A 24,166-nucleotide genomic window follows, 5' to 3' on the forward strand; every position below is an offset into this window, starting at 1 on the left:
GCTTTTAGACGTAGTTGCCAATTTTAGGTCCATAGTATAGGTGCAACTAAGGCCGACATAACAAACCTGGTGTCAGCCAAGTTTTCTTTACATGCCTTGAAGGAATTGTGCGTTTTCACCGATAAATTGCTCGATGTTGCGCTGAATTTCGGACATCATGCCCATCATTTCAGCGTCGCTCATTTCTGCAACGTTAACCGCTTTTCCTTCTGATAACTCAGGGAACTTAAGCTTTTCACCAAATGTTGTTTTTGTCTTGATGTTTAATCCAACATTGATATCGCCAATTGCTGGGTCGTTTCCGATCAATGTTACTTTGTAGTCGTGGTTCGCGTAATCTTTATCAAGATTTTGATCACCTTTATGTTCAATTTCAATCGTCATATCTGGCAGTTCCATTGGTGCTTCACCTGCTGGAACAAGTTGTACTGTCCAGTTCGACTTTTTACTTGTGCCTTCACCTTTTACATGGAATCCGATACCTTCTGTCGTTCCATTTTCGTTCACTTCGAATTTCGCTTTAATGTCACGCTTCTTGCCATCGTCGCCTTTTGGCTCGCTTTCCATTTTCACATCAACTAGCAATGTTTCGCCTTCAGGGCCTGCGTTAAGAACCCATGATGAGTTTGATACATCACCCTTCGCCCAGCTTTCAGACTTGTAGTTCACTGGAACAGCGTCCTGCCCGTTAGCCCCAATTTTCATGGTAAGATCACGGCTTACTACTTTATCATCACCGTCAACAATCACGACTTGCTTCATGCCGCCAGGGATTTCTAAATCTTCGTTAATTGCCTTTTTACCATCAGCTAAAACTTTTTTTAATTCCTTTTTAACTTCTTCTTTTGAAGTTGCTGGTGCCATATTTGTTGTTGGGAATCCACCTTGCAATGCTACTTGCTCCGCGAATGCATCCATAATCTCTTCGTCTTTCTCGATTTTTTCAATAAAATGGATCAAAAGTGTTTTCGTTTCTTTTTCAGAAAGAGAAACCGTTAACTGACGAAGCTTCTCGCCTTTGAAATCAACGTCGTCTTTCAATGTTACGTTTTCATCTTTAATGCTGTCCGCGTAAACTTTCGCAAATTCTTGGAACGTTTCTTCACGCGCTTCTTCACTTAAGTCACCATCAACGGCTTTAAAGAAGTTTTGAAGTTTTTCCATGCCAACGTACGCTGGATCAAACTTGCGCATTACATCTCCAAACTTATTGTTCGGGAAGTATACATGCTTATCGTAAGCTGCAGGTACGCTTAATGCTGTCTCTTTATTGTTTTGATAAACTTCCGCCTTTACAAGATCTGTGTTGTTCAAAACGAGAGCGAAGTCAGCAGATCCTTCTCCTTTTTTAGGGTCTTGCTGTGTTGTCATTTTAATTTCGCTGTTCGATAGAACAGAGCCGATCATGGCCGCTTCCATTCCGCCCGCTCCCAGCATGGACGGATCCATTTCCACACCAACGCGTGCTTCGGACTTATATGCTTCATCCATTTGCTTTTCTGAAAGTGCTAGTGCATCTTCAAAGCTCTCTTCAAATGATTCGTTCATTGCTTTGAACGTGTTCATTTCTGATTTCAAATACAGTTCACGCGGTGATAGATCGATGAACATCGCATAAGCCGTTGCGCCGATCGCTAGGATCGCAATTACAGCAAGCCCAATGATCAACGGACGTTTCTTATTGCCTGTGCTCTGATTAACTTGAGTTTCCATCGTTTGGTTGTCCCCCTCTTAATAAATATATAAGCTTTGCCCTACCAACTTATTACACTGTTATTCTAAAAAAATATCAGATTATTTCTTTACTGGCAAAGTTGGTTAAATAAGGAATTAATTGCCCGCAGTTTTCTACTATACCCTAAATCTGTATTTAATTCCATCAAATCACGTAGTAAGAAAGGCTGATTTTAATTGGTAAATAAAACCGACCGAAGTCTCTTGATTGCTGATTTTCTCCACGATTTTACCGCATAGACGGTGACTCCAAACATCTCCGCTATTTCCGCTTCACTCCTCATATGGAAAACTTTTTGCGTCACCCACCTTTGTTGATTTTCTGTAAGGTGCATCAAATATAGATTCATTGTTTCATCCTCTAAAAGCGGGATGGTGTCTTCAAAGGAAAGCGTGCGGAATGCTTTTGATTCATGGGGATCATGGTTTTCTTCCTTTTGTTGTTTTCGCGCTTCTCCTCTTAGCTCCTGCAGAATTCGTCCTCTTACATGCAGAAAGGCATAGGAGGAGAACTGTCCTTTTTTGGGATCGAATGTTTCGTAAGCTTTCCAGAGTCCTAGTAAGCCAGCTTGATAGTATTGGTCAAAGTGTGTTGTTAAGTGGTAGAGCCTGATCTGGGATTTGATAAGCGGATCATACATGGAAGCAATTTGTTCAAAGGGCATTTCTTTCAAGGGAATACATCCTTTTGGAATGTGCGCACATTCGGAAATTCCGCGGTACCCTCACTATAAAATTTGGATTTGATATGAAGCAAAGCAGCGTTTTAAAAGAGTTATCCATTGGTAATGAGCAGAACAAAAAAATTATTGTGGGATCGTTTGAAAAGTTATCCACAGAATAAAGATCAGCTGACAAATTACGACATATTTTAGGCGTGATATTCTCGAAAACGGAAATTTAAATGCTGATTATTGAGTAAAACAGCATGGATTGTGGATAAATCAATAAGAAAAATTTTTTTAGGACACGTGGCTCTTTTCTCACCTTCACTGGAACTTATGAAGTGAAAGGAGGTGAGGCACATGGCAACAGCAGCTTTGATTGATTCCGCAATGCGTTTAGAGCTTGACGGCGGTTTAGACGCAGATAACAAGCCGGTGATGAAGTACAAAAACTTCGCACATGTAAAAACAACATCGACTCCTGACCAGCTAGAAGCAGTTGCGAATGCACTTGCAGGACTACAGGTGTACCCGCTCGTCATGATCAAACGAAATGATTCCTTCGCCATTCAGTCTTAATGAGTGAACAGTAAGGAAAATATAGAGGAAAGGAGGGAAATCGAATGGCCCGAGTGCTTGAATTGCAGTTTCTTAACCAGGAGAACAAAACGGTGACCATCCGTCTGGATGCACCTATCGAACCGGTTGATCCAGCTGCTGTTAACGCAGCTATGGACACGGTAATTGCCCAAAACATCTTCACTTCTTCAGGCGGAAATTATACGAGCAAAAAAGGTGCACGTATCGTTGACCGTGCAGTAAGTGACATCGATTTAGGTTAATCACATAAAAATAAGCGACTTTAGCGACCGTAAAAAAACCGTCTTTAGCCGATTGTGGCAAGAGACGGTTTATTTTTATTCTGTGGATAATGTTGATAATGTGGATAACTTTAGCTATTTATACACATGGAGCAGAATTCTACCTTTCGCTACTTGTGGATAAGTGGGGTTGGAAACGAGTAGATCGATTGTTACGGTGTCAGTTTCTAAAGCTAAAATTGTCCCTGTTATAGTGATCGTCTCCCCAACCAAAACGGGGGCACGAAACTTCATATCATACGTCTTAACCCAATAGTCTCGTTGTGTGAGGGGCTCCACAATGGTTGAAGCGATGGCCATGGATAGCATGCCATGAATGATTTTTCCCGGGAATCCTTTTTCTTGAGCAGCTGAATCGTCAAAATGAATCGGATTAAAATCTCCAGACACGTCCCCATATTTTTTTACCATTTGCTCTGTAACTTCTATATGTAAAGGATCTAGCACTGCACCTTCTTTGAATGTCTTCGGAAGCATCTTTATTCTGCCTCCTTCAAAAGAGTCGATTTTGCGGAAAAAACAATATCTTTATGTTTGTTTTTACCGATAAGCTCTTGGTTCAAAACGAGAAATCGACGTCTTTTTTCTACCGAAATTAAGGAAACGGTGCATTGAAGTGTTTCTCCGATCGAGATAGGATGTTCGTAATGAAACACTTGGTCTTTATGAGTAAAAGATTGCTCCTGAAACCACGGGACATTAATAGACTGATAAAAAATCATAGGCAGCGCTGGCGGAACTTGCTGTGAAGCTTTTTTGGAACTGCCAGAAGCTTCATAATAAGTATTCACGAGTTCTTCTGTAACCGTTATTGAAACGGGAAGTGTCTTTGCTCCTTCCCACTGTTTAAAGTTCATCTAGGTCACACCTTTCAAAGAGTGTGGCGATTCCAAGTCCTCCGCCAATGCCTAATGTAGCTATACCAAACCGGTCTTGACCAGTCATTTCCCTGAGAAGCGATGTAACTAAAATCGCTCCAGATGCACCATATGGATGACCGAACGCGATCGCACCGCCACCCTTATTGAGCTTGTCCCACGGTATACCAAGCTCTTGAGCGGACGCGACGACTTGAGACGAGAACGCTTCATTCAGCTCAAATAGATCAATATCGTTTATTGAAAGATTTGTTCGTTGAAATAGAGATTTTACAGCTGGAACAGGTCCGATTCCCGGCAAGTTAGGATCAACCCCTGCTGTTACAGCGTCGATGAACTTTAATTTTGGAACAAGCTGCAGCTCTTTAGCTTTTTCTTCACTCATGACGAGGACTATAGATGCCCCGTCGTTTAAGCCGCAGGAATTTGCTGCTGTAACGGTTCCGTCTACTTTGAATGCAGGTTTTGCTCTTTTAATGATTCTTTCGATACTAGAAAGCCTCTTGATTCCTTCGTCCACAAGAGGTACATCATTTAAGGGAACTAGTTCATTTTCAAAGCGGTTTTCTTCTGCCGATTCAACGGTTCGTTTGTAGCTTAGAAGTGCATATTCATCCTGCTGTTCACGGGAGATGTTATAAGCTTCAGCAACGTTCTCGGCGCCAACACCCATATCAGGATCACCGATAGCGTCAGGAGAAAAACGGGCTCTTTTTGGAAAGGTAGAAGTACTCACAGATTCCGCACCGCCTGCTAAATAAATGTCGCCGGCGCCCGATTGAACAAGACGGCAAGCCAGATTCACCGCTTCAAGCCCAGACCCACACTGACGATCGACTGTAAAACCTGGAACCGTCATCGGCAGACCTGCAGTTAACGCAGATAAACGTGCAAGGTTGCCGCCAGGACCTACTGTATTCCCTAAAATCACATCAGAGACCATTTCAGAAGGAACATTATTTTCTTTTAAGATGTTTTGAATCACGGCAGCTGCAAGTTTCTCAGCCTCAACATCTTTAAAATAACCGTCTTTTTTGCCGATCACCGTCCGTTTAGCGTCGATAATAACAGCTTTTCTCATGTGCTTGATACTCCTTGGCTGTAAATCTCTTTTACTTTTGCCCGTGCTATTTTTCCGCCCGAGGTATAGGTAAATTCATTCGCATAAATAATGTGTTTTGGTACTTTAAAGACCGATAAATGCTTCCTGCAATAACGCTGTACGTCACGGGCTGTTAGTTCAGCACCCTCTTGCAGAACAATAGCGGCTGTAACCGTCTCTCCCCAATAAGAATCTGGGGTCCCGAAAACAACGACTTCTTCAATGCCTTCCATAGAATTAAGGACATTTTCGATTTCTTCCGGATAGACGTTCTGCCCGCCTGAAATCATCATGTTGTTACTTCGTCCGATGATATACAGATCACCGTCTTCGTCCAGCTTTGCAAGATCTCCAACAGTCAGCCAGCCGTTCTCATCCCGTACTTCTTTATTTGCATCCGGACGGTTCAGATAATGCGAAAATAGCATCTCGCTTTTTACATAAAGCGTTCCGATCTCACCCGTTGTCACTTCCTCACCGTCTTTTCTTATCGACAGTTTTACATTATGAAAAGGACGGCCTACAGATAAAGGTTTCTGTTTTGTGGAGCGATGATTGATATAACTGACAAAGCTTAATTCAGAGGCACCATAAAACTCGAATAGCTCTGTTTTTGGAAATAATGAGTTAATATTGTCTTTTAGTCCCGGCTCCCACTTCGCCCCAGAGGATATAATTTTCTTTAAATCCTGCACATCATGTTGGGGTTTTATCTCTTTAGTCAGTGCTGCCAGCATAGTAGGTACAGCATATACAGCAGATACATGTTTTGACTCGATCTCTTTTAAAGTTTGTAAAGCTGAAAATTTAGGCAGCAGTTTAACCGTTCCACCTAAAAACAGCGTGCTCACAGCAGCAAACAAGAACAAAGAATGTACAAGCGGTCCTGGTACAAGAATTGTGTCGTCTTCAGATAATCCGAAGTCTTCCTTGTTGCAAGCAAAGCTTTTCACCCAAGATCGATGGTTACGCACAAAGCATTTAGGAACACCGGTTGAACCTGAAGTAAAGCCCATATAAAACAGGGATTTATCAGTGATTGGTGATGTAGATTCATTGTTAGCAGCAGATTCAGTCATAACTGAATCGACAATAACCTTATCGCTATACTGATCTAAGTGGTTCTGCAGCTTTTCGGTTGTAATAATTAAATCAGGATTACTTTGAGCTAGTCTCTCGTTCAGTTCACTTTCTTTCCATTTCAAATCAAGAGGAATGGAAATCCATCCTGCCGAGATGGCACCTAAGAAGTTTTGCAGAAGATCAATTCCGTTCGGCAAGTAGAGTGCAGCTTTTCCTTGAGATCCTTGAAATGGCATTTTCTTAAAATATGCAGCAGCCTGTTGAACGTTTTTATGAAGTTCTTGATAAGTAATTTTTTCTTCACCTAATTGAATCGCTGTTTTATCCGGATATTGCAGAGCACTTTCTTGAATAGTATCTGTGATGAGCACAACCATTCCTCCTAAAGAAAAAGACTGCCCGGGGGGCAATCTTATTGGCTGATCGTTCTGTTGCTTGTTAAAGCTGTTTGATTTTTAAATAGTCTTTGTCTTATTTTAACACCTAATGTAGCTGCGATGATAGCTTTTAGCAAGTCGCCTGGCAAGTAAGCTAATCCTGATACCGCTGCAGCTTCTAAACTGATATCCATAACAAAAGCAACTACTGGAATTCCACACAAGTAAACAAATACGATACCTGCTGCGAAATTATATATAAAGACTTTCCACACCTGAAGTGGCCGCTTTGATTTTTCAACTAATAGTCCGATCAAGAATGCTGATAATGGCCAGCTTAGAATATATCCAGCACTCGGTCCAACGAATACACTTGCACCACCGCGGCCTCCAGCAAGTCCTGGAACTCCGGCTGCGATAACTAATAGGAAAACAATCATACTTAAACCGCCAAGTCTGGCGCCAAGCACCACACCAGCAAGCATTACCCCTAAAGTTTGAGCGGTAATTGGCACTGGCGTAAATGGTAAAACAATCGGAGGAAGAAATCCTAATACAATCATAATTGCGGCAAATAATGCGACGTAAGTCATCTCTTTTGTTTTCATGTATAAACACCTCTGTTGTCATTATGTTAACTAATATATAATTTAAGTTAACATTAAAACCGCTTCAATAGCAATAATTAATTAGTTTCGCTATAATTGCTTAACAAACAGAAGTTTTTCATTAACAAAAGGAAATTCTATAACAATTATGGTAAAATAGGACAAACGAAAAGAAGCTGGAGGAAAAGGCATGGAATTTAAAATCGGTGATATCATTGAAACGTTCGACGGATTAAAAGGAGAAATCACATCCTTACTGACCAATACCGCTGTGGTGGACTTTTCCGCTACAGAGAACTACGAAGAACACTTTGAAGATGCTAAGCAAGTAGTTCGTCTTACTGATATTAGACAAGTAGTAAACAGCTAAATCTATATACATTCAAAAACAGCCTAAACTTAAATAGGCTGTTTTTATTTTATCTATTTACTTAGTAATTGTTCGTTTTATTCGACCCTGCCGAAACTGTGTCTTGTTTATTTTTTGAAGGAAAGCCTGTGTTGTAATTGCTTAAGTTGTCATTTTGTGATGAATGGCTTGTCTCCACAGGATTTTCCGCTAGTTCTGTTCCCGCTTCCTTTAATTTTGAGCTGATGTTACCAAGCTCTCCTCGGGCTTCTTTTGCGGTCGCAAAGGCTTCGTTTGAAATTTCTTTTAGTGTGTTCATGTTTCCGAATACGTCTTTATTCACACGCTGATAAAGTTCCTGCGCATCATTAATCGCTTCCTTCAAGGTGTTGGTAGCAGTCTTGAACTGGCTGATCATCTGATCTTTCACTTCACCTGGATTCTGCTTTACTTCAGTTAACATTTTGCTTGAAGAATCCTTCAAACCTACAGCCGTATTTTTTACTTTTGTTCTCGTATTATAATCAATCAGCGCCAGGGCTCCGCCGATCAACCCTCCAATTAATACGCCTTTTAAGAGCTTGCTGTTCTGGTCACCTTGATAGTAATCATTTTGGTTTACATCATTTTGATAAAAATCATCCTGATAGATGTTTTGGGAATCCACTTTTTGTACCATTTTGTTTCCTCCTCTGATTTTAGTTTCTTGTAACTACGATTTTCCCTTTTATATGAATGATAAACGTGTTAGTGGGTTAAAGAGCATAAGAACCATAGGCCTACTACATAATTTTCTTTAATTTTTCTCATACTATAGGAAAATTCGTGTAAGAAAGGAGATCTTTCAAATGGGAAAAGACAGACAGGAGAAAAAGCTTAGAGAGTCTGGCCGTGTAGAATCGGACCGCGATCAAAGCTTGAAGTATTCAGGTGCTGCGAAAATGGAAAGCCCTGATGAAGCTCGTGTACGTAATCATCAAGATCAATAAACAGCAAAACGCTTAGGAATCAGTTAATCCTAAGCGTTTTTTATTTAAGTTTTATGGATCTGACAATAAAAAAAGCAATGGTACCTGTAATTCCAATTATAAATATAGGTAAGTCCCACAAACTGAGGTTATTATTATGGCCATTTGCTATTTGCCCGCTTACCCAGCTCATATACACAAAGAAAATCAGGATTTCGTTTTTTAATATATTTATCATCATCCGAGCATTTTTATATTGTCTCTCTGCATTTTCATCAGTCAGATACAGATAGTTATAAATATGAGGAAACTTTTCGATGATCGTGAGAAGAACCCACGTTATGAGACCAACCACAAGCAGAATCCATAAATGATTCTTGCTTCCCCAGCCATCTGGCTCCCCTGCGGCATTAAAGTGAATCGGCACTGTATCAGGAATGGATGACCACTGAATGATGAGGTTCCCAGCACTAGCTATAAATAATATAATCCCTGCGAGATCCAGGACATTCTCAAGAAACGTTCTTGGAATTATCAGTTTCGGGCGATTTTCGTAAATCACGCACCATCCACCTCCTCAACTCTTCATACGTTTTTTTCCAGTTAAAGTTTCAGTTAAAAAAGTTCATTATTGGCGTGAAGTTGTCTGGTTTGGTGTCAGCTTTTTCGTTTTTTTAATCATCCGTATTTCTGAACACTTCCTCCTATGGTATTTTACGATCGAATTTCCTTTTTGGAGCAAAAATGCTAGGTCTTTGAGCGAAACTCAGCGTTGTTTGAGTGAAACTCAGCCTGGTCTGAGCGAAACGAGCAGTCGATTGAGCGAAAACTCACTATTATTGAGCGAACGTGTATTAAAATTAAAGAACACGTACCGTAAAAACCTCAACAAACAAAAAAAGAAGAGACCGACTTAATCAATCGGTCTCTCCTCTTCTTTATTTATTTTCAATCCCCATTGCGATAATAAACCAATTGGCTCCGTTCTTGCTTCCGATTTGGAAAAAGAGCGCAATGATTTCTTCACGTGTAAAATGTTCGGTTAATCTGTTGTACATTTCATCGGGCAGCTGTCCGTGATACGCCATGATGTGATCGGTTAGTTCCAGTGCTAGTTTGTGGCGTTCTGACAGTTTTGCTTCCCCTTGTTTCATTGCTGTTTGTCGCGAAGACTCATCCAGAGTCCCGTAGTCCATGCTTTGTCAGTAATCGCAGCCGTTGTTTGAAGCAGACCGCAACCGCAGCATTTCCATCAGTTCGGGTTCTAGGATGTTGTTTAGCGCTTTGTCCATTTGCTGAAATGCGTCAAGAATTTCAGGAGCATTGGCAAGTGCTTTTTTAAATGGTGTTCCTTCTACATTTACTTCAGGCAATCGTGCCATCGTACGACCTCCCTTTTAAATTTATTCTTCTTGTTTTTAGAATACGATACCTTCAGCATTTTTCCTATCATTCTGCTTTGTAAAAATAGTAGATCATCGTTTTCACATTTGTGTTATGTAATGTTTACTATCGTAACTCTATCTTAAGATAATAGTTAAGCCTTACATGCTACGCTTTATTCATAGTCATATAGACTTATCAATCACTGAGTCGTGGTAAATTATCATTATTTTCATATAACGTGAAAGGGTTTTGTTGAAAATTGTTGAATCCCTTTAGCACACCCAGCCAAGCTTGCTTGGTAATACATCAGAGGAGTGATTTTATGTTAAAGCGTTTTGTGGCAGGCGCCGCATCATTACCCCTTTTAATATCTTTAGTTCTCCCGGCATCGGCTGCTGAGTCAGAAGTGCAGGAGGCTTCATTTACATCTGCTGCAAAACAGCAGGCTGCACAGGAAATCATCGTTCATTATAAAGATTCTGTTTCTGCTGCTTCGTCTAAAAATGTCGCTTCAAAGTACGGTGAGGTCGTAGATTCTACTGAAGACTTTACTGTTATTAAAGTGAGCGGCAATGTAGCAGATGCGGTTAAAAAGTTTGAAAGTCTTGATTCTGTTGAGTACGCAGAGCCGAACATTACTTTACACGCGAGCTATGTACCAAACGATCCTGATTATAAAACAAAGCAATATGCTCCTCAAAAAGTTAGTGCCGAACAAGCTTGGGATACTACGCAAAGTGCATCCAACGTTAAAATTGCGGTAGTTGATACGGGAGTCGATTACTATCACCCTGATTTAGATGGTAAAGTCATCAAAGGTGCGGATTTTGTTGCTGACGACGATGATCCGATCGACGAGAACGATCATGGTACGCACGTTGCGGGTATCGCTGCTGCCAACACGAATAATGGTATAGGTATTGCGGGACTTGCTCCCAAAGCTTCTATTCTGGCTGTTCGTGTGCTTGATGCGGATGGCAGCGGAACGTTGGATGATGTCGCTCAAGGTATCCGATATGCCGCTGACCAGGGCGCGCAAGTGATCAACTTAAGTCTTGGCGGAAACCTCGGTTCAAAGACTCTTCAAGACGCCGTCAACTATGCATGGAACAAAGGTTCAGTCATCGTGGCGGCTGCAGGAAACACTGGCGTTGCTCTTCCAAGCTACCCGGCTTATTATTCAAATGCGATCGCGGTTGCTGCAACGGATCAAAACGACCAGAAAGCTTCTTTCTCCAACTTCGGTACATGGGTTGATATTGCTGCACCCGGCGTTGATATTTATTCTACGATAACAAATAATCAATACGCGAGCTACTCAGGAACTTCCATGGCTTCACCGGTTGTTGCAGGTGTTGCTGGACTGTTAGCCGCTCAAGGTAAAAATGCTTCTCAAATCCGCGCGGCACTTGAGGATACGGCGGATCCTGTTACAGGAACAGGGACGTTATTCCAAAATGGCCGTGTGAATGCGGCAAAAGCAGTTCAGCAATAAATAAATGGTTCATAGCCTCCGGAGTTACTTGTTCCGGAGGTTTGTTGTTTAAATTTCGCCGCTTATTGAAACACTTATAAAAAGGATAAAGTGTGAGCGGAGGGATTTTTATTTTTGGATTTGGAAAAAAGAAAAAACTCGAGCAAGGTAAGGAAGATGGAAATCAGGCTCAATCTACAAATGCTGAAAAAAGGCAGACGGAAAAGGAAGCTGAAGAAAAGATCGTGTATTTCTTTTTGATCAGCACCGCCCTCTTTGGGATTATTCTGCTGTATTTAGGAATTTCGAAGGAGATGACCTAAATCGCATTTGATTTTCCCTTGTGGTATGGCATAATGAATGTAACTTTTATATTACTTTACCGATTTTTTATTGAATCGGTCTCTTATTTCGAGCAGGCGGAGGGAATTAGCCCTATGAAGCCCGGCAACCACCTTTTAAAAGGCACGGTGCTACATCTAACAGTCTATGACTGAAAGATAAGAGGATATTGTTGAGTATGAACTCGTCCTCTTTTATCAAGAGGGCGTTTTTTATTTTAAGGCTGTTTTCGTAATCATTGTTGTTTTTGAAAGTAGTTGATCTCCGTTTCAGGATGCTCGCTTTCCGCGGGGCGTGCGGTGAGCCACCTAGCTGCGTTGCACCTTCTGTGTCTCACCTGTCACGCTGATCCCGCAGGAGTCTCGCACCTTACACTCCAATCAACCTGCCAATGGAGGCAAATTACAAACATTTCACTAGAAACCACAATCTTTTAGAAAACAGCCTATTTTAAAGAAAGGTGTGAATGGAAAATGGGATTAAATAAGGCAGATAGAATTAAAAAAATGCGCGTTCCTGAGGCAGGTGAAGGATTAGAAGGCCGATTGCCTCCAGGGCAAGTGGTAACAGAGCGTTTTCCGATTTTGCACGAGGGAGAAGTACCGGTTTATGACATGAAAAAATGGTCGTTATCTGTAGAAGGACTCGTGGGGAAACGCGTCGAATTTTCATTTGAAGACATCATGAAAATGCCGCAAACGACAGTGGTGCGCGACATTCATTGTGTAACAAGATGGTCCCGGTTCGACAATGCTTTTGAGGGAGTAAAGTTTACCGACTTTTTAAAGGAAATCGATGTGGACCCGAAAGCAAAGTATGTGATGGTGCATGGGGATTACGATTATACGACGAATGTTCCAATGGAAGATCTGCTGCGTGATGATGTTCTTTTAGCGCATTCGTTTGATGGCAAACCGCTGACAGAAAAGCACGGATTTCCTCTTCGCTTAGTGGTCCCCCACCTTTATTTTTGGAAAAGTGCCAAGTGGATTCGCAAGTTCGAGTTTTTGGCGGAGGATCAGCCTGGTTTTTGGGAACAGAACGGGTTTCATATGTATGGCGATCCGTTTAAGGAAGAACGGTTTTCTGAAGAAGGGTTCGAGATGCCTGAGGATGAGTGGAAAAAGAAAGATTTTGATTGATCATAAGAAACAAAATATGGGGAACAAAAGTAGTTACTTTTTTCCCCTTAGTGCTTTAATTTCTTTTTTTAGTGAGGTCAACTGGTCCTGAATGTCTTTCATCTGAGATTCCTGTTTTTCCTGATCTTTTTGTTCCTGGATCTGATCAATGTAAATTTGTCTCAGTGCAATGGCAGCACTTAATGTGGCAATTAAGTCTGCGGCAGTTGTAAGGGCTGATGCAAATAGCGCGAGCTCTGCAGCAAATGTAGTGGCATCTTTATTGTTTTCCAGGAATTCTTCTTCTGCTGTTGCCAAAACGACGTCTACCACACGTTGGTTCAAGCCATTCACTCCTTTACTCCTGCTTTTTAATACAATATGCGTTTGCCCTGGTTGCGGTGCTTTAGCCTATTCGTTTTTCAATTTGTTTTTGGCAGCAAAACTTTTGTTTTTTCGGCATTTCATCTTGAATCACTAGGCATATTGTCCGATATAAAAGTTAATAAGGGGAGGTTTGGCGATGGATCAGTGGCTGTCATTTCGGATTCCGTTCGATATTTTTTCTATCTATATCTTGCTCGCTGCTTTTATTGTTGTTGGAATTGTTGCAAGCCTGCTTCGGACAGCCTTACCAGAGTGGTCAGTGAAAATCTTTAGTTATGCGGGATTCCTAGGGGTTGTTTTTGCTTGGCTGAAGCTGTTGGAATATTAATCTTTACATAAAAAAACGCCAGCGGCCGCTTGGCGTTTTTTCGTTCAGATGGATTTAAAAAGCAGTTTTCGCAGAACGGGCATGAGGTAATCTACAAGCTCAGCTGCACTTGGCACGACAACGTTTTGCGGACCATAAATATTCTGCATGAGCTTCTCTTCTTCTTCCGTTATTTCCCCATTGGCGATGTACATGCCGATTATTTCGATTCCGAATTTTCTCGTGCGGGTAACCGCTTCATGCGTATCGAGTACTCCGTGAGTTTCATAGTCGAACGCAGCTGGTTCTCCGTCAGAGAAAACGAGCAGAATCTTTTGCTGCTCGGGGCGTTTTGCTAATTCTTCACCCATCCGGCGGATCGAGTAGCCATCGCGGTTATCTTCTTGCGGTTCGAGCTGCATGATAGACGCACCCGGCTGATGCAGCGAGTTTCTGTACGAGATCACTTCATGAAAATAGTTGGGCTGGTTGTTTGTTGTCGCGTCAGCCGCATCTTCCCAAAATCCGACGACTGAGTGCGGAATTCTCAGGGCTTTTAGTGTTTCATGAAAAAGAACAATTCCTTTTTGAGTCTCTTCCATCTTATTGAACATGGACGCTGAACAATCGACGAGAAGTGTGAACGTTGTGTCGAGTTCATGCTGAGACTCTTGTTTTTTGCGGAAAAGTCTTGGGTTCTTGTCTGTTACAAGTCTTGTAAGCTTCTTTCCGAGTCTTCCGAAATGCAGATCTTCACGCGGACTTGTTCGTTTATGTTCCATTGTTTTTAAGAAATTTTGTTTAAGCTGCGTGACAAATGGTGCTATTTCTTGTTCGAAGCGTTCATATTGAGCGAATTCTTCTGGTGTGGCCGGTTTTGCCGGCAGGAGATGCTCCGTTACATTTTTGTTCACTTCGCCGTAAGGATAGTGATTGGTTGAGTCGGAGCCAGATTGGTTGCTGTCGGTTTCAGCTCCGTGTTCGTTCTGGGTATTGAAGTCGTTGTTATCCGTCGATTGAGCGTTCGTCTGAACAGATCCAAAAACGGCGTCACCGCTTTCCGCTTCCCTCGCCGCTTCTCCTAACAGATCCGTATTCGTTCCTTGATCGAGATCCATTTGCAAAAAGGAATCCTGCGGGTCAGATGTTTCATCGTGCCACGATGAATGCGATTCCTTTTCTTGCTCGTCTTCTTTCTCTTCTTTATCTTCATCTTTCGTGATCGTTTTTTTCGTTTTTGTTTCGCTGTTGCGCGTTAGGTCGTCAAATGTTTGTTCTTCGTTTGTTGCATCCACTAGTTTTGGTCTATCGCTAAAACTGCGGTAGGCTGTTTTCATGTCCAGGAATTCCGGGTATCGCTTTGTGATGTCCGCCATTTGGAGGACGATGTTTGCGATATCCTGAGTGGATGTTGCTGTTATCAGCCGTGTGAGTAATGACCGCAGTTCCTGGTAGAGCGGTTGCGTTTGTTGAGGCACCGCGACAAAGCGTTTATTTGCTAAAAGAATAATATGGCAAAATAAAGCGTCGAGTTCACGCTTTTGCTGAATGTGCTTACGGTATTCACGGTTGTAGTGTACTTGGAACGTTTCTTTTCTGAGCTTGAACGCATGTGTCATCCCAGGACGGTTCGTTTTGCAGATTTCTTCTAAGCGGAAATCTTCTGAAAACAGGAGAACCTGCTTCAGGAATTCACGGTGCGGGTGAGATTTCAGCTTGTGGAGTGTGTTCCAAATCACGTCGTCATCGGTATAGAACTGTGTACCATAGCTTCGCAAATACACGTCGGATTTCCAGCCTTCTAGCTGAATTTCTCTTGGGAATGGATTCCAAAACTGACTGACATGAGTGACGCCACTCTGTCTTTCCAAGTAAGAATGGTACGAGAAAGAAACGTCCATCTTTTCTACTTTTGAAAGAGAACGCGAAAGGTCAATCAGCTGCATATGAACGAAAGAATCGATCTTTGTATCAGCAAAAACTAGGAATTTCATCTAGGCGAAACCTCCAAAATCATCGTGGGAAATAAATTGTATGGGGTCTGACCCCATTTCCCAGCTTACACAAACAGCGTCGCGGCCACGTTGGAAACGAGGGCGCGTTCGCGTGCGTCTTCGAGCTTGTCGGCGATTGCGCGTTGGATGGCGCGCTTCGCCGGCAAGTAGACGGAGAGGTCGGCCGCATCCAGCAGTGCACGGATGGATGCAGCGTCCTCGGAAAGATGGCCAGCTTTCGCTTGACCAATCAGGTCAGATGAAAGCTGGACAAACTTTGAGAGAACCTCATCGTCTTTTTGCTGAGACTGGCCTCTCAGCATTTCTTTTAACGTATCTCCTTGGATATAAGGCACCTCGATGACAACAAAGCGATTTTTCAACGCTTCGTTTAACGGTGCCGTTCCGATATATCCCTCATTTATGGCTGCAATAACGTTGAATCCAGGCTGAGCTTTTACTACTTCACCTGTAAATGGGTTTGCGATTGTTCGACGATAATCCAGCATTCCGTTTAGAATCGGCAGCGTTTCAGGCTTTGCGATGTTGATTTCATCGATGTACAAAAAGTGACCGTTGTTCGCAGCTTTTGTCACAGGTCCAGGGATAAACTCTATTTCTTGTTTGCCGTCTTTGTAGCTTAACGTTTTATGGCCTAATAATGCTTCAGCATCCAAATCAACAGAAGCATTGACTTGGTGCAGCGGCTGACCAAATAAATTCGATAATAACTCGGCAAGCTTTGTTTTACCAGACCCCGTCGGCCCTTTCAGCAGGACATTTTTACCTAACGCTAGTGCGGTTACAGCATCTTCTACAAGCGAAGCGTCTGGTGCTGTGTATCCAGGCTTACCAATCAATTCTTTATATATATCCGGCAAATTTTCTAACCGGCGAACCGCATCTTGTTGCAGCTTTTCTTTTATCTCAATTGGGATTTGAAGGTTCATTTTAAAAAATCCTTTCTCATCATCTATCAACAGTATTCCTGTAATCCGGTACATAAATCCTTACACACTGTATCATTGTAAGCTTTTACAAGGCAAGTCTGCAGAATTCATAAGTAAAAACGCTTAGATCTTTGCAATGACCTAAGCGTTCTCATCCTTTTCCATAAGCTTAATAACATGAGGTTTGGGCTCCCAGCAATTGAACTGGTAGTCAGGTTTTGTTTGAAACCCGAGTCGAGTACAAGAATAGTACATACCTTTGTCTGTTTTTTCTGGTTTGAAATTCACACATGTAGCACAGCAATGATATTTGTTCACTTTCACGAGTGTCACATCCTTTTATCGGTCTGTGAAATAGCTTTTGATGATCGCCATGTATTCTCGAACATGGGCCTGTGGAATAGACGAGATTCTAAGCGGAGAGCCTAGACCTTCCGCTTCCATTCCTACACGATTAGCAATCATCTTTGTCCGAAATAGATGAAAGTCACTTGTCACGATCAACACTTGATCATCCGGCTGGATCATTTCTTTTGTATATAAAAGATTTTCGTATGTACTTGTCGCTTTTTCTTCAATCTTTATTCGTTCAGGCTGAATTCCGTTTTCTACAAGGTAGTTTTTCATAATCGTACCTTCACTCGTTGTTTTGCCGAACCCGAGACCTCCGCTTACGATAAAAGTTACGTTAGGATGGTTGTCCGCGTATGCTAGAGCTTGATCGAGACGTCCTTTTAATACAGCCCCTGGCCGGTTGTTCTTCGTACCCCCTCCAAGAACGAGGATCGTATCCATTTTCCCAGGTACATTATCTGGATCTGTGTTGGCGGAAGTTAGAATAAGAGTTTCTAAGGTCGCCGCAAACAGAACAAAAGCTATCACAAGCGTCAGCGTAGTTTTCTTATACGTATTGTATAGGTGCATTGCGGCTTGGTACTTGTAAAACAAAACAAAAAAGATAGCACTTAAAAAGAAAAATACAGCAAGTCCCATGTCCATATTTGTTGTTTGAACGAGCATTGCAACTGCATAGACAAAAAAGATCATACTTAAGATAAGAAAAAGTTTTTTCATAGATTCGGCTCCGTTTTCGTTTCTAATTTCTAGTATATCTGAAAAAGAAAAAGAGCGGAGGTTTTAAGATTCCGCTCTTTAAACTACTTTTTATTAATATCGGCTTTTTTGATTTCTTGTTCAATTTCTTTTGTGATATCCGTCTTGATTGCTCCCGTTGTTTTTATTGCCTCTTGTTCCATTTCAGCTGTCTTTTTTTCTACAGCTTGTTCTTTTCGTTTTGTGATTTCTGCCATTTCATCATTGTAGTGTTTTTGCAGTTCTGCTTTCTTGTCATTAACAATCAGGTCTTTTTTATCATCTAGCTCTTGTTTTGTACTATTGATAATTTCGTTAACAGTTGTCCTTAAATTCTTCAATAGTGACTCTTTTTCCTTGTTAAGCTCGCTATCAATTTCTGTTTTAAAGGTATATTCGAGAATTTTTGCATATAAGGCATCAGCAAGCTCTGGTTTTGCTGCAAACACAGAAGTTGTCCCTACACTCATTGCAAACGTTGCTGCCAAAACTACTTTTGGCCACTTTTTTGTTGCCTTCTTGTTGGTACCAAACTTTTCTTTTCTTGAAATTTCCATAAAAAATACCCCTTCCTTTATCTATAGAACGAATAAAAGAAGCGGTCGGTTGCGCTACTAGCTCTGATCATTCCAAGCGCCCACATACAGAATGACCTTCAATGCTCCACACTTATTTAATTATATTCTGCTATTAAATTACCATCAGAATAATAGGTTGTAAATAGAGTTTATTAATTTTTACACAGATTACAAATTTTAGTGAAAACGCATCCTACAAAAGAAAGACGATATCGTCCACCTCAGATGGACAATATCGCCTATAATGTATTTGTCTGGGGTCTGTCCCCCTTTGTGAAACTCCCCACAATGTAAGCAAAGAACGAAAATACAATCGGCATCACAACGGTATGCATCCCCCAAAGATTTGGATAGTTAAGATGCAGCCACATGTACGAACCTACTCCGACGACAATGGATGCAATGGCGCCATTTGCATTTCCTCTCTTCCAATATAACCCCATGACAATCGGCCAGATAAAGGCTGCTTCTAATCCACCAAAGGCAAATAGATTTAACCAAATCAGCAGATCGGGCGGGTTGATTGCCATCGTAAATACACTCAAGCCAACCACAGCTGTAATACCAAAGCTTAATCTTTTAACAAAACGCTCTTCTGCATCAGGTTTTATATAATTGATATAAACATCTTTAATAATTGCCGAACTAACGAGTAGTAACACTGAGTCTACTGTAGACATAACTGCTGCAAGCGGAGCTGCAAGAACGATGCCGGCTAACCAGCCTGGGAGTACTTCAAGTGCCAAGAGCGGCATAACTTTATCCGGTATTTCAATACCAGGCAGAATCACTCTTCCAAAAACTCCTGTTAAATGCATTCCCAACATGATAAATCCAACCACAAACGTTCCGATGATCATCGCGCGGTGCATGGCTTTCGCATTTCGGTAGCTCATTGCCCGTATTGAAATTTGCGGCAAACCTACAACACCAACACCGACTAAAATCCAAAAAGAAGAAACAAAGAGTGGTGTGAGTGATTCATTTGAACCAAACGGAGTGATAAGATTCGGATTCTCAGCACGTAATTCACCCATAATATTTTCGATTCCGCCACCAGCTACAATGGTTCCAGCCAGAATGATTACGGTCCCAATCACCATAACTACACCTTGAATAGCATCAGTGATGACAACCGCTCTAAAACCACCTGCAACAACATAAATTAAAACAGAACCCGAAAAAATGAATAATGCCGTGGTATATGAAACACCAGTAAACGATTCGATGAGCCGTCCCCCACCAACCCACTGGGCAGCCATCGCTGAAAACAGGAAGATTACAATACTTAGAGCTGATAAGATAACCACCCACTTGCTTTCATAGCGTGCTTTAAGAAAATCGATAAGTGTAACTGCGTTGATCTTTCTTGCTACAATCGCAAACTTTTTCCCTAAAACAGCAAGTGTAAAATATCCAGTCACAAGCTGTGCCATAGCTAGCAGAACCCATCCGAGACCGAGCTGATAAGCAGCTCCAGGTCCTCCAATAAAACTCGAAGCACTTCCGTAAGTAGCCACCATCGTCATCGCGAGAACAAAACCGCCAAGTTCGCGTCCGGCTAAAAAGTAGTCTTGTAAAAAAGACGGACCGCTTTTAATATGACGCGATGTATAAATGCCCACTAGAAAAACGAGTACTAAAAAGAACGCTAGAGGAAGAATAACATCCCAATTCATCTAGATTCACTCTCCTCTTCAGCTTCATCCGTTTCAAAAGGGACTTCTTTAAAGAAGAACTTTACCATTACCCAAACTAAAAGTGTAAATACAATAAAACCGACAATGCAGCTATAAAAAAACCACGCCGGAAAACCTAGTATGTAAGTATATTCTTTAACCGGTCTGCCACCTAGTCCGTACGCAAACGCATACCACCAAATAAAGTTTAGAAGTGCAAGTACAGTACCCATGATTGCTTCTCTATTTGAGATCCGGTATCGCCAGTCGTTTCCTTTTTTCATTGTTTAACCCCCTGGACTTTCCGATAAATATGAATAAAAGCTCCCCCATAACTATGGCAAATTCACAAACTCTTGTCGAGTTCTTTCGACTAATTCATACACTTCTATAAGGTTGGATAGATTCCTTTTTTAAGTAGAAAAACATAAAAAAGACGAGTACCCTATTAGGACTCGTCATCTTACATTTTTTATTGAAGCGGTGGCTGGTTTTGTGCTTGTCCGTAAGCGTTCAGCATCCCAGTCATGTCTTGTTGGTTAAGTTGAGGAACCTGATAATAATGATTTTTGTTCTGCCAAATTGATAATTCATACGCCATTTCAATCCAGTTTGGAATGCCATCAGCAAAAACTCTTCGAAGAACTGGGTTTGTTACTTCTAAGGTAGCCATCCCTCTAATAGATGCATTCGACTTCAGTGTTCCCAAAATTAAAGAAGATATAGTTTCATCATTAAGTTCTGTAACATTTTGAATTGGTGTTTTTGGTTGAGAAGGCTTTAGTCCATAAATAAAATCATTATCTTGATTCATTTGGTAGGATTGGGTGCGCATCGCTGGATCTTTTCCGGTTTGGAAAGCCTGCACACAAGCATTATATTCGTTTGTAATATGTTGATAGTGACGTTCCATCATCGCTTTTAAATCTGGATCTTGAACGTGCCCTTTACAAATAGTGTATAAATTTAATGTGTTGATTGTTCCGCTGAGCATCTCATGGACATCAAACATTTCATGCCCTCCATGATTAAACTGAGCAGGCACTTCTCCTGTTTGCATGTTTTGATGGATAAATTCAGGACTATCTTCTAGTGGTTGCTGCTGATTTTGGTTTTGGTTCATGTTTGGCTGATTAGGGTTCATATTATTACCTCCGTTTGTGAAAAATACGGAGTTATTTTATGTAGATAGAAGTCATATATACATTAATAATGAAATAAACAAAAAAATTTCCGGGGAAATTTGATAGAAATATCGTTAAAAATACATTACTCGACAACAATTTCAAACGGCAATAGTAAATCCAACTTTTTAATATTATTAAGAGGATACGTTTAAAATTTCTTTTTCCCTATGGCGTTTTACTCAAAAACATAAAGGGAAATAAATTGTTTGGGGACAGTCCCCATTTCCCACATTGCTACTTCTCAGTGTAAAATAAGAATAACCGAAAGGAGGTGAAAGCCATTCCTAGAACGCGGCGCATTTGGTACCCCGATGCTGTTTACCATGTGACGACCCGTGGAAACCGAAGGGAACCTCTCTTTTACTCCCACTTAGATTTCCACCGATATCTAAAAATTTTAAGTCACTGTGTAAAGAAGTATTCTGTCCAGCTATTCTCTTATTGCCTCATGTCCAACCACACTCATCTACAAATTCAGTGCAGCATGTCCCCACCTAGTGATTTCATGAAAGAACTTAACGAAACATACGCTATGTACTTCAATAAGAAATACGAACTTACCGGTCATGTGTTTCAAGGTAGATATGGAGCTGAATTGATTGAAGACCCTTCCTATCTATTAGATACTAGCCGTTACATTCACCTGAATCCGGTTGCAGCAGATCTCGTCATGTTTCCTCTTGAATATCCATGGAGCAGCTACCGTTACTATGTTACCCAGGCTGTATGTCCCTTCGTGGAAACCTCAAAGATACTTGGATTATTCCAGAATTCAAAACCTCAATACCGTGAATTCGTAGAAAGCAGGACCTCACCGGTAGTAGAACATTAACTTCATTTTTAGATTCACATTTCTTTTTCATTCACTCTAAAGTCAATCATAGCAAGGAAAAGCCGGTTTTGTCCTCCTCACGAAGACAAAACCGGCTAAAATGTATTTGACTGGGGTCTGTCCCCCTAGATTTTAAACTTTCTCACATGGACGCGCATTTGTTCAGCATATTGTTCGAGCTGTTCTGCAAGTTGATTTAATTGCTCCATAGATGCTGATTGCTGCTCTGTAGATGCGGAAACTTCCTCTGTTCCAGCAGCTGTTTCCTGTGTGATCGCTAATATATGCGAAGCATTGTCTAACAGCACATCTTTTTGCTTTGCCATTTCTTCAACGGAAACAATAACATTTTTTAATTTTTCCGAGTTGCCTTGAACCGCATCTGAAATCGCTGAAAAGGATTGCTCCGTTTCTTCCACAGCTTCACCTTGAGATAGAATGAGCACTGCTGCTTCCTGGACTTGTCCGACTGTTGTTTGAGTGACCGACTGCATTTCAGAAATTAAATTGCTGATTTCTTTTAATGATCCTTCTGTCTGTTCAGCAAGTTTTCGAACTTCATCTGCGACAACAGCAAATCCTCTGCCAGATTCTCCAGCACGAGCTGCTTCAATCGCCGCGTTCAACGCCAACAAATTTGTTTGATTGGCTATCTCGCTAATCGTGTGTACAATCTCCTGAACACTGCCTGACGTTTCATCAAGCTTTTTTATCGATGTAATCATTTCTTTCGTCATTTCGGTTGTTAATAAAGACTTTTCTTTCAAGAAACTTACTTTTTCAACTCCCGTTACCGATGCTTGATTCATTTGTAGAGTTGCTTTTTCAATCGCTTCTCCCTTTTCTTGTACTTGAATGATACGATTTGCGAGAACGTTAGCAGCTTTTGCATTTCCCTCCATCAATTCTGCCTGATGTGATGATCCTGCTGCAATTTGCTGCATTGTCGTTGAAACTTCCTGTGCTGCCGCAGAATTTTCTTCTGCACTAGCTACTACAGTTTGAGAAGCATCTGTAACATGGTCAGTAATTTGTGCCATCTCACCGATTAACGCGCGCATTTGGCCTGACATTTCAATAAAACTATCAGACAATTGGCCGATCTCATCTACTCTATCTATGGAGACACTTGCTTGCAAGTTTCCATTTTTCATTTCATGCATAGCTTCTTGTAACTGTTTCACCGGCTTTGTGACTGTTCTAGATAAAAATATAGAGATAATTGCAGCCACTAATAGAGTAAGTAAAAGGGCAATCCCAATTGGCAGGAGAATGACAGAAGCCTTTTTCTCGAATTCACTTAAAGCAACTGTACCCGCAAGCTTCCAACCGGTCATTTCATTTTTTGTGTAGCTGATTACGCGGTCCTCACCATTTATTTCCGTAGTGATTACACCTTCGTTTTTTTCGATATTTTTATAATAGGGTTCGTTCGTTGCGCTTTTTCCCAGCTTTTTTGCATTAGGGTGTACCATATAGTTTCCTGAGTTATCAAGAAGGAGCGCATATCCAGTACTTCCGATTTTCACATTTTGCATCAGTGTCAGAATGTCATTAACAGCGATGTCAATTGCTGCAACCCCAATAATATCGCCGTTATATTCGACCGCTTTAACAGCCTTTACAACTGGACGGTCTGTAGAAGAATCAATAAAAGGGTCGGTCCAGATGACTTGCTTCGGATCTTTTGCAGCTTGCTTGTACCAAGCTGTAAGTGTAAGATCTCTCGCCTGTTCTGAAGGTGCCGGGTATATGATAGCTTCTTTTGTTTCCGAAATAAAATAACTGTTCATTATTGCTTCGTTTGAAAGATGATAGTCTTCAAATTTTGAAATAATAAAATCAGGGCTATCTCCTTTTTTAAAAAGCTTTATACCCATTGAATCTGAATAAGCTGAGACAAAATCAGCGTTATCTTCTAAAAAACGATTCAGTGATTCATTTAGATCGTGCATTCGGGCAGAGGTATCTTCAGACGAATTATCAACAGTTGACTTCATACTAAAAAAGTAGCTCACTCCGCTTACTACTAAACCTGTCATTATTATTAACAATAAAAAAGGCACTAAAATTTGCCTTTGCAGACTTTTCTTAATCATTTTCTTCCTCCATGTGTGTACTTTTTCTAGGCAGCAAAAAGTATATCGACAGGATGCAACAATTTATTTAACAAAAAAACCAAAAATGTCTTT

The 24,166-nt window shown here is 41.1% G+C and carries 29 protein-coding genes and 2 riboswitches; of the genes, 9 read left to right on the plus strand and 20 right to left on the minus strand.

Features of this window, described 5'->3' with window-relative positions; all coding sequences use genetic code 11:
* Positions 1–87: 87 nt before the first annotated feature.
* Together M3196_RS08270 and M3196_RS08275 are read right to left on the minus strand one after the other, a co-directional pair.
* Positions 88–1,713, minus strand: coding sequence for a DUF6583 family protein (locus M3196_RS08270; RefSeq protein WP_251321810.1), 1,626 nt, complete (start codon positions 1,711–1,713; stop codon positions 88–90).
* A 194-nt stretch (positions 1,714–1,907) separates the two neighbouring features.
* Positions 1,908–2,399, minus strand: a complete 492-nt coding sequence (locus M3196_RS08275; RefSeq protein ID WP_251322153.1) for a sigma-70 family RNA polymerase sigma factor — start codon at positions 2,397–2,399, stop codon at positions 1,908–1,910.
* Between the two features lie 360 nt (positions 2,400–2,759).
* Here M3196_RS08275 and M3196_RS08280 point away from each other — a divergent pair, with 360 nt between their 5' ends.
* Positions 2,760–2,978 (plus strand): DUF1659 domain-containing protein, encoded by a 219-nt coding sequence (locus tag M3196_RS08280; protein ID WP_251321811.1) that lies wholly within the window; start codon positions 2,760–2,762, stop codon positions 2,976–2,978.
* A gap of 44 nt (positions 2,979–3,022) precedes the next feature.
* Positions 3,023–3,241: a DUF2922 domain-containing protein gene (locus M3196_RS08285; protein ID WP_251321812.1), complete on the plus strand. Its 219-nt coding sequence runs from the start codon at positions 3,023–3,025 to the stop codon at positions 3,239–3,241.
* A gap of 114 nt (positions 3,242–3,355) precedes the next feature.
* Here M3196_RS08285 and M3196_RS08290 read toward each other — a convergent pair whose 3' ends face one another.
* From M3196_RS08290 to M3196_RS08310, 5 genes are read right to left on the minus strand one after another with little or no spacing between them, the layout of a single operon-like run.
* Complete coding sequence (locus tag M3196_RS08290; protein ID WP_251321813.1) at positions 3,356–3,757, minus strand: MaoC family dehydratase; 402 nt, start codon at positions 3,755–3,757, stop codon at positions 3,356–3,358.
* Positions 3,758–3,759: 2 nt separating this feature from the next.
* Positions 3,760–4,137, minus strand: a complete 378-nt coding sequence (locus M3196_RS08295; RefSeq protein ID WP_251321814.1) for a MaoC family dehydratase — start codon at positions 4,135–4,137, stop codon at positions 3,760–3,762.
* On the minus strand, positions 4,127–5,239 hold the full coding sequence (locus M3196_RS08300) for an acetyl-CoA C-acyltransferase (protein WP_251321815.1): 1,113 nt from the start codon (positions 5,237–5,239) through the stop codon (positions 4,127–4,129). Before M3196_RS08300 ends, M3196_RS08295 begins: the two co-directional genes overlap by 11 nt.
* Positions 5,236–6,714 carry an AMP-binding protein gene (locus M3196_RS08305; RefSeq protein ID WP_251321816.1) on the minus strand — a complete coding sequence of 493 codons (1,479 nt, stop codon included), beginning with the start codon at positions 6,712–6,714 and terminating at the stop codon, positions 5,236–5,238. The genes M3196_RS08300 and M3196_RS08305 overlap by 4 nt, the downstream gene beginning before the upstream one ends.
* Positions 6,715–6,755: 41 nt before the next feature.
* Positions 6,756–7,328 (minus strand): biotin transporter BioY, encoded by a 573-nt coding sequence (locus tag M3196_RS08310; protein ID WP_251321817.1) that lies wholly within the window; start codon positions 7,326–7,328, stop codon positions 6,756–6,758.
* Between the two features lie 190 nt (positions 7,329–7,518).
* Between M3196_RS08310 and M3196_RS08315 the strand changes: the two genes are divergently transcribed.
* Positions 7,519–7,698, plus strand: a complete 180-nt coding sequence (locus M3196_RS08315; protein WP_251321818.1) for a DUF2187 domain-containing protein — start codon at positions 7,519–7,521, stop codon at positions 7,696–7,698.
* Positions 7,699–7,759: 61 nt separating this feature from the next.
* Here the strand turns inward: M3196_RS08315 and M3196_RS08320 are convergent, their stop codons facing one another.
* Entirely contained in the window at positions 7,760–8,356 is a 597-nt protein-coding gene (locus M3196_RS08320) for a hypothetical protein (RefSeq protein ID WP_251321819.1), read from the minus strand.
* 169 nt (positions 8,357–8,525) lie between these two features.
* Here M3196_RS08320 and M3196_RS08325 point away from each other — a divergent pair, with 169 nt between their 5' ends.
* The gene (locus M3196_RS08325) at positions 8,526–8,666 is read left to right on the plus strand and encodes a YpzI family protein (protein ID WP_251321820.1); all 141 of its coding nucleotides are present in this window, start codon (positions 8,526–8,528) and stop codon (positions 8,664–8,666) included.
* 40 nt (positions 8,667–8,706) lie between these two features.
* Here the strand turns inward: M3196_RS08325 and M3196_RS08330 are convergent, their stop codons facing one another.
* The 3 genes from M3196_RS08330 to M3196_RS08340 all read right to left on the minus strand — a co-directional run bounded on the left by M3196_RS08330 (position 8,707) and on the right by M3196_RS08340 (position 10,027).
* Positions 8,707–9,207, minus strand: a complete 501-nt coding sequence (locus M3196_RS08330) for a DUF1648 domain-containing protein (protein ID WP_251321821.1) — start codon at positions 9,205–9,207, stop codon at positions 8,707–8,709.
* A gap of 376 nt (positions 9,208–9,583) precedes the next feature.
* Positions 9,584–9,841 carry a carboxymuconolactone decarboxylase family protein gene (locus M3196_RS08335; RefSeq protein ID WP_251321822.1) on the minus strand — a complete coding sequence of 86 codons (258 nt, stop codon included), beginning with the start codon at positions 9,839–9,841 and terminating at the stop codon, positions 9,584–9,586.
* Positions 9,842–9,847: 6 nt separating this feature from the next.
* Positions 9,848–10,027 carry a hypothetical protein gene (locus tag M3196_RS08340; protein WP_077360450.1) on the minus strand — a complete coding sequence of 60 codons (180 nt, stop codon included), beginning with the start codon at positions 10,025–10,027 and terminating at the stop codon, positions 9,848–9,850.
* 326 nt (positions 10,028–10,353) lie between these two features.
* Here M3196_RS08340 and M3196_RS08345 point away from each other — a divergent pair, with 326 nt between their 5' ends.
* From M3196_RS08345 to M3196_RS08355, 3 genes are all read left to right on the plus strand, one after another.
* Positions 10,354–11,526, plus strand: coding sequence for a S8 family peptidase (locus tag M3196_RS08345; RefSeq protein ID WP_251321823.1), 1,173 nt, complete (start codon positions 10,354–10,356; stop codon positions 11,524–11,526).
* Positions 11,527–11,618: 92 nt separating this feature from the next.
* Positions 11,619–11,828: a hypothetical protein gene (locus M3196_RS08350; protein WP_251321824.1), complete on the plus strand. Its 210-nt coding sequence runs from the start codon at positions 11,619–11,621 to the stop codon at positions 11,826–11,828.
* 80 nt (positions 11,829–11,908) lie between these two features.
* Positions 11,909–12,012, plus strand: a riboswitch (SAM riboswitch).
* A 308-nt stretch (positions 12,013–12,320) separates the two neighbouring features.
* Entirely contained in the window at positions 12,321–12,989 is a 669-nt protein-coding gene (locus tag M3196_RS08355; protein ID WP_251321825.1) for a sulfite oxidase-like oxidoreductase, read from the plus strand.
* Between the two features lie 33 nt (positions 12,990–13,022).
* Here the strand turns inward: M3196_RS08355 and M3196_RS08360 are convergent, their stop codons facing one another.
* The gene (locus tag M3196_RS08360; protein ID WP_251321826.1) at positions 13,023–13,313 is read right to left on the minus strand and encodes a hypothetical protein; all 291 of its coding nucleotides are present in this window, start codon (positions 13,311–13,313) and stop codon (positions 13,023–13,025) included.
* Between the two features lie 178 nt (positions 13,314–13,491).
* Here M3196_RS08360 and M3196_RS08365 point away from each other — a divergent pair, with 178 nt between their 5' ends.
* Positions 13,492–13,683 (plus strand): hypothetical protein, encoded by a 192-nt coding sequence (locus M3196_RS08365; RefSeq protein WP_251321827.1) that lies wholly within the window; start codon positions 13,492–13,494, stop codon positions 13,681–13,683.
* 44 nt (positions 13,684–13,727) lie between these two features.
* Here the strand turns inward: M3196_RS08365 and M3196_RS08370 are convergent, their stop codons facing one another.
* The 7 genes from M3196_RS08370 to M3196_RS08405 all read right to left on the minus strand — a co-directional run bounded on the left by M3196_RS08370 (position 13,728) and on the right by M3196_RS08405 (position 21,078).
* Positions 13,728–15,656 (minus strand): nitric oxide reductase activation protein NorD, encoded by a 1,929-nt coding sequence (locus M3196_RS08370; RefSeq protein ID WP_251321828.1) that lies wholly within the window; start codon positions 15,654–15,656, stop codon positions 13,728–13,730.
* Positions 15,657–15,721: 65 nt separating this feature from the next.
* Positions 15,722–16,606 (minus strand): ATP-binding protein, encoded by an 885-nt coding sequence (locus M3196_RS08375; protein ID WP_251321829.1) that lies wholly within the window; start codon positions 16,604–16,606, stop codon positions 15,722–15,724.
* Positions 16,607–16,945: 339 nt separating this feature from the next.
* Positions 16,946–17,680: a YdcF family protein gene (locus M3196_RS08385; RefSeq protein WP_251321831.1), complete on the minus strand. Its 735-nt coding sequence runs from the start codon at positions 17,678–17,680 to the stop codon at positions 16,946–16,948.
* 83 nt (positions 17,681–17,763) lie between these two features.
* The gene (locus M3196_RS08390; protein ID WP_251321832.1) at positions 17,764–18,255 is read right to left on the minus strand and encodes a hypothetical protein; all 492 of its coding nucleotides are present in this window, start codon (positions 18,253–18,255) and stop codon (positions 17,764–17,766) included.
* Between the two features lie 34 nt (positions 18,256–18,289).
* A riboswitch (cyclic di-GMP riboswitch) is annotated at positions 18,290–18,372 on the minus strand.
* 143 nt (positions 18,373–18,515) lie between these two features.
* The gene (panF, locus tag M3196_RS08395; protein WP_251321833.1) at positions 18,516–19,955 is read right to left on the minus strand and encodes a sodium/pantothenate symporter; all 1,440 of its coding nucleotides are present in this window, start codon (positions 19,953–19,955) and stop codon (positions 18,516–18,518) included.
* Positions 19,952–20,239, minus strand: a complete 288-nt coding sequence (locus M3196_RS08400; protein WP_251321834.1) for a YhdT family protein — start codon at positions 20,237–20,239, stop codon at positions 19,952–19,954. The genes panF and M3196_RS08400 overlap by 4 nt, the downstream gene beginning before the upstream one ends.
* A gap of 188 nt (positions 20,240–20,427) precedes the next feature.
* The gene (locus tag M3196_RS08405) at positions 20,428–21,078 is read right to left on the minus strand and encodes a spore coat protein (protein WP_251322154.1); all 651 of its coding nucleotides are present in this window, start codon (positions 21,076–21,078) and stop codon (positions 20,428–20,430) included.
* A 389-nt stretch (positions 21,079–21,467) separates the two neighbouring features.
* Between M3196_RS08405 and M3196_RS08410 the strand changes: the two genes are divergently transcribed.
* Positions 21,468–21,974 carry a transposase gene (locus M3196_RS08410; protein ID WP_251321835.1) on the plus strand — a complete coding sequence of 169 codons (507 nt, stop codon included), beginning with the start codon at positions 21,468–21,470 and terminating at the stop codon, positions 21,972–21,974.
* Between the two features lie 125 nt (positions 21,975–22,099).
* On the opposite strand, the gene M3196_RS08415 is transcribed toward M3196_RS08410, so the two are convergent.
* On the minus strand, positions 22,100–24,073 hold the full coding sequence (locus tag M3196_RS08415) for a methyl-accepting chemotaxis protein (protein ID WP_251321836.1): 1,974 nt from the start codon (positions 24,071–24,073) through the stop codon (positions 22,100–22,102).
* Positions 24,074–24,166: the final 93 nt, after the last annotated feature.

This window comes from Fictibacillus nanhaiensis, from assembly GCF_023715445.1.
In the GTDB taxonomy this organism is placed as follows: Bacteria; Bacillota; Bacilli; order Bacillales; family Fictibacillaceae; genus Fictibacillus; species Fictibacillus nanhaiensis_D.

Bases quoted from the DNA above. Each gene is read 5' to 3' on its own strand.
- M3196_RS08320 (WP_251321819.1), bottom strand. From the start codon at position 8,356: ATGGTACAAAAAGTGGATTCCCAAAACATCTATCAGGATGATTTTTAT.
- M3196_RS08325 (WP_251321820.1), top strand. From the start codon at position 8,526: ATGGGAAAAGACAGACAGGAGAAAAAGCTTAGAGAGTCTGGCCGTGTA.
- panF (WP_251321833.1), bottom strand. From the start codon at position 19,955: ATGAATTGGGATGTTATTCTTCCTCTAGCGTTCTTTTTAGTACTCGTT.
- M3196_RS08355 (WP_251321825.1), top strand. From the start codon at position 12,321: ATGGGATTAAATAAGGCAGATAGAATTAAAAAAATGCGCGTTCCTGAG.
- M3196_RS08310 (WP_251321817.1), bottom strand. From the start codon at position 7,328: ATGAAAACAAAAGAGATGACTTACGTCGCATTATTTGCCGCAATTATG.
- M3196_RS08290 (WP_251321813.1), bottom strand. From the start codon at position 3,757: ATGCTTCCGAAGACATTCAAAGAAGGTGCAGTGCTAGATCCTTTACAT.
- M3196_RS08285 (WP_251321812.1), top strand. From the start codon at position 3,023: ATGGCCCGAGTGCTTGAATTGCAGTTTCTTAACCAGGAGAACAAAACG.
- M3196_RS08300 (WP_251321815.1), bottom strand. From the start codon at position 5,239: ATGAGAAAAGCTGTTATTATCGACGCTAAACGGACGGTGATCGGCAAA.
- M3196_RS08405 (WP_251322154.1), bottom strand. From the start codon at position 21,078: ATGAACCAAAACCAAAATCAGCAGCAACCACTAGAAGATAGTCCTGAA.
- M3196_RS08385 (WP_251321831.1), bottom strand. From the start codon at position 17,680: ATGAAAAAACTTTTTCTTATCTTAAGTATGATCTTTTTTGTCTATGCA.
- M3196_RS08340 (WP_077360450.1), bottom strand. From the start codon at position 10,027: ATGGCACGATTGCCTGAAGTAAATGTAGAAGGAACACCATTTAAAAAA.
- M3196_RS08335 (WP_251321822.1), bottom strand. From the start codon at position 9,841: ATGGACTACGGGACTCTGGATGAGTCTTCGCGACAAACAGCAATGAAA.
- M3196_RS08400 (WP_251321834.1), bottom strand. From the start codon at position 20,239: ATGAAAAAAGGAAACGACTGGCGATACCGGATCTCAAATAGAGAAGCA.
- M3196_RS08345 (WP_251321823.1), top strand. From the start codon at position 10,354: ATGTTAAAGCGTTTTGTGGCAGGCGCCGCATCATTACCCCTTTTAATA.
- M3196_RS08315 (WP_251321818.1), top strand. From the start codon at position 7,519: ATGGAATTTAAAATCGGTGATATCATTGAAACGTTCGACGGATTAAAA.
- M3196_RS08280 (WP_251321811.1), top strand. From the start codon at position 2,760: ATGGCAACAGCAGCTTTGATTGATTCCGCAATGCGTTTAGAGCTTGAC.
- M3196_RS08275 (WP_251322153.1), bottom strand. From the start codon at position 2,399: ATGCCCTTTGAACAAATTGCTTCCATGTATGATCCGCTTATCAAATCC.
- M3196_RS08270 (WP_251321810.1), bottom strand. From the start codon at position 1,713: ATGGAAACTCAAGTTAATCAGAGCACAGGCAATAAGAAACGTCCGTTG.
- M3196_RS08365 (WP_251321827.1), top strand. From the start codon at position 13,492: ATGGATCAGTGGCTGTCATTTCGGATTCCGTTCGATATTTTTTCTATC.
- M3196_RS08295 (WP_251321814.1), bottom strand. From the start codon at position 4,137: ATGAACTTTAAACAGTGGGAAGGAGCAAAGACACTTCCCGTTTCAATA.
- M3196_RS08390 (WP_251321832.1), bottom strand. From the start codon at position 18,255: ATGGAAATTTCAAGAAAAGAAAAGTTTGGTACCAACAAGAAGGCAACA.
- M3196_RS08375 (WP_251321829.1), bottom strand. From the start codon at position 16,606: ATGAACCTTCAAATCCCAATTGAGATAAAAGAAAAGCTGCAACAAGAT.
- M3196_RS08415 (WP_251321836.1), bottom strand. From the start codon at position 24,073: ATGATTAAGAAAAGTCTGCAAAGGCAAATTTTAGTGCCTTTTTTATTG.
- M3196_RS08370 (WP_251321828.1), bottom strand. From the start codon at position 15,656: ATGAAATTCCTAGTTTTTGCTGATACAAAGATCGATTCTTTCGTTCAT.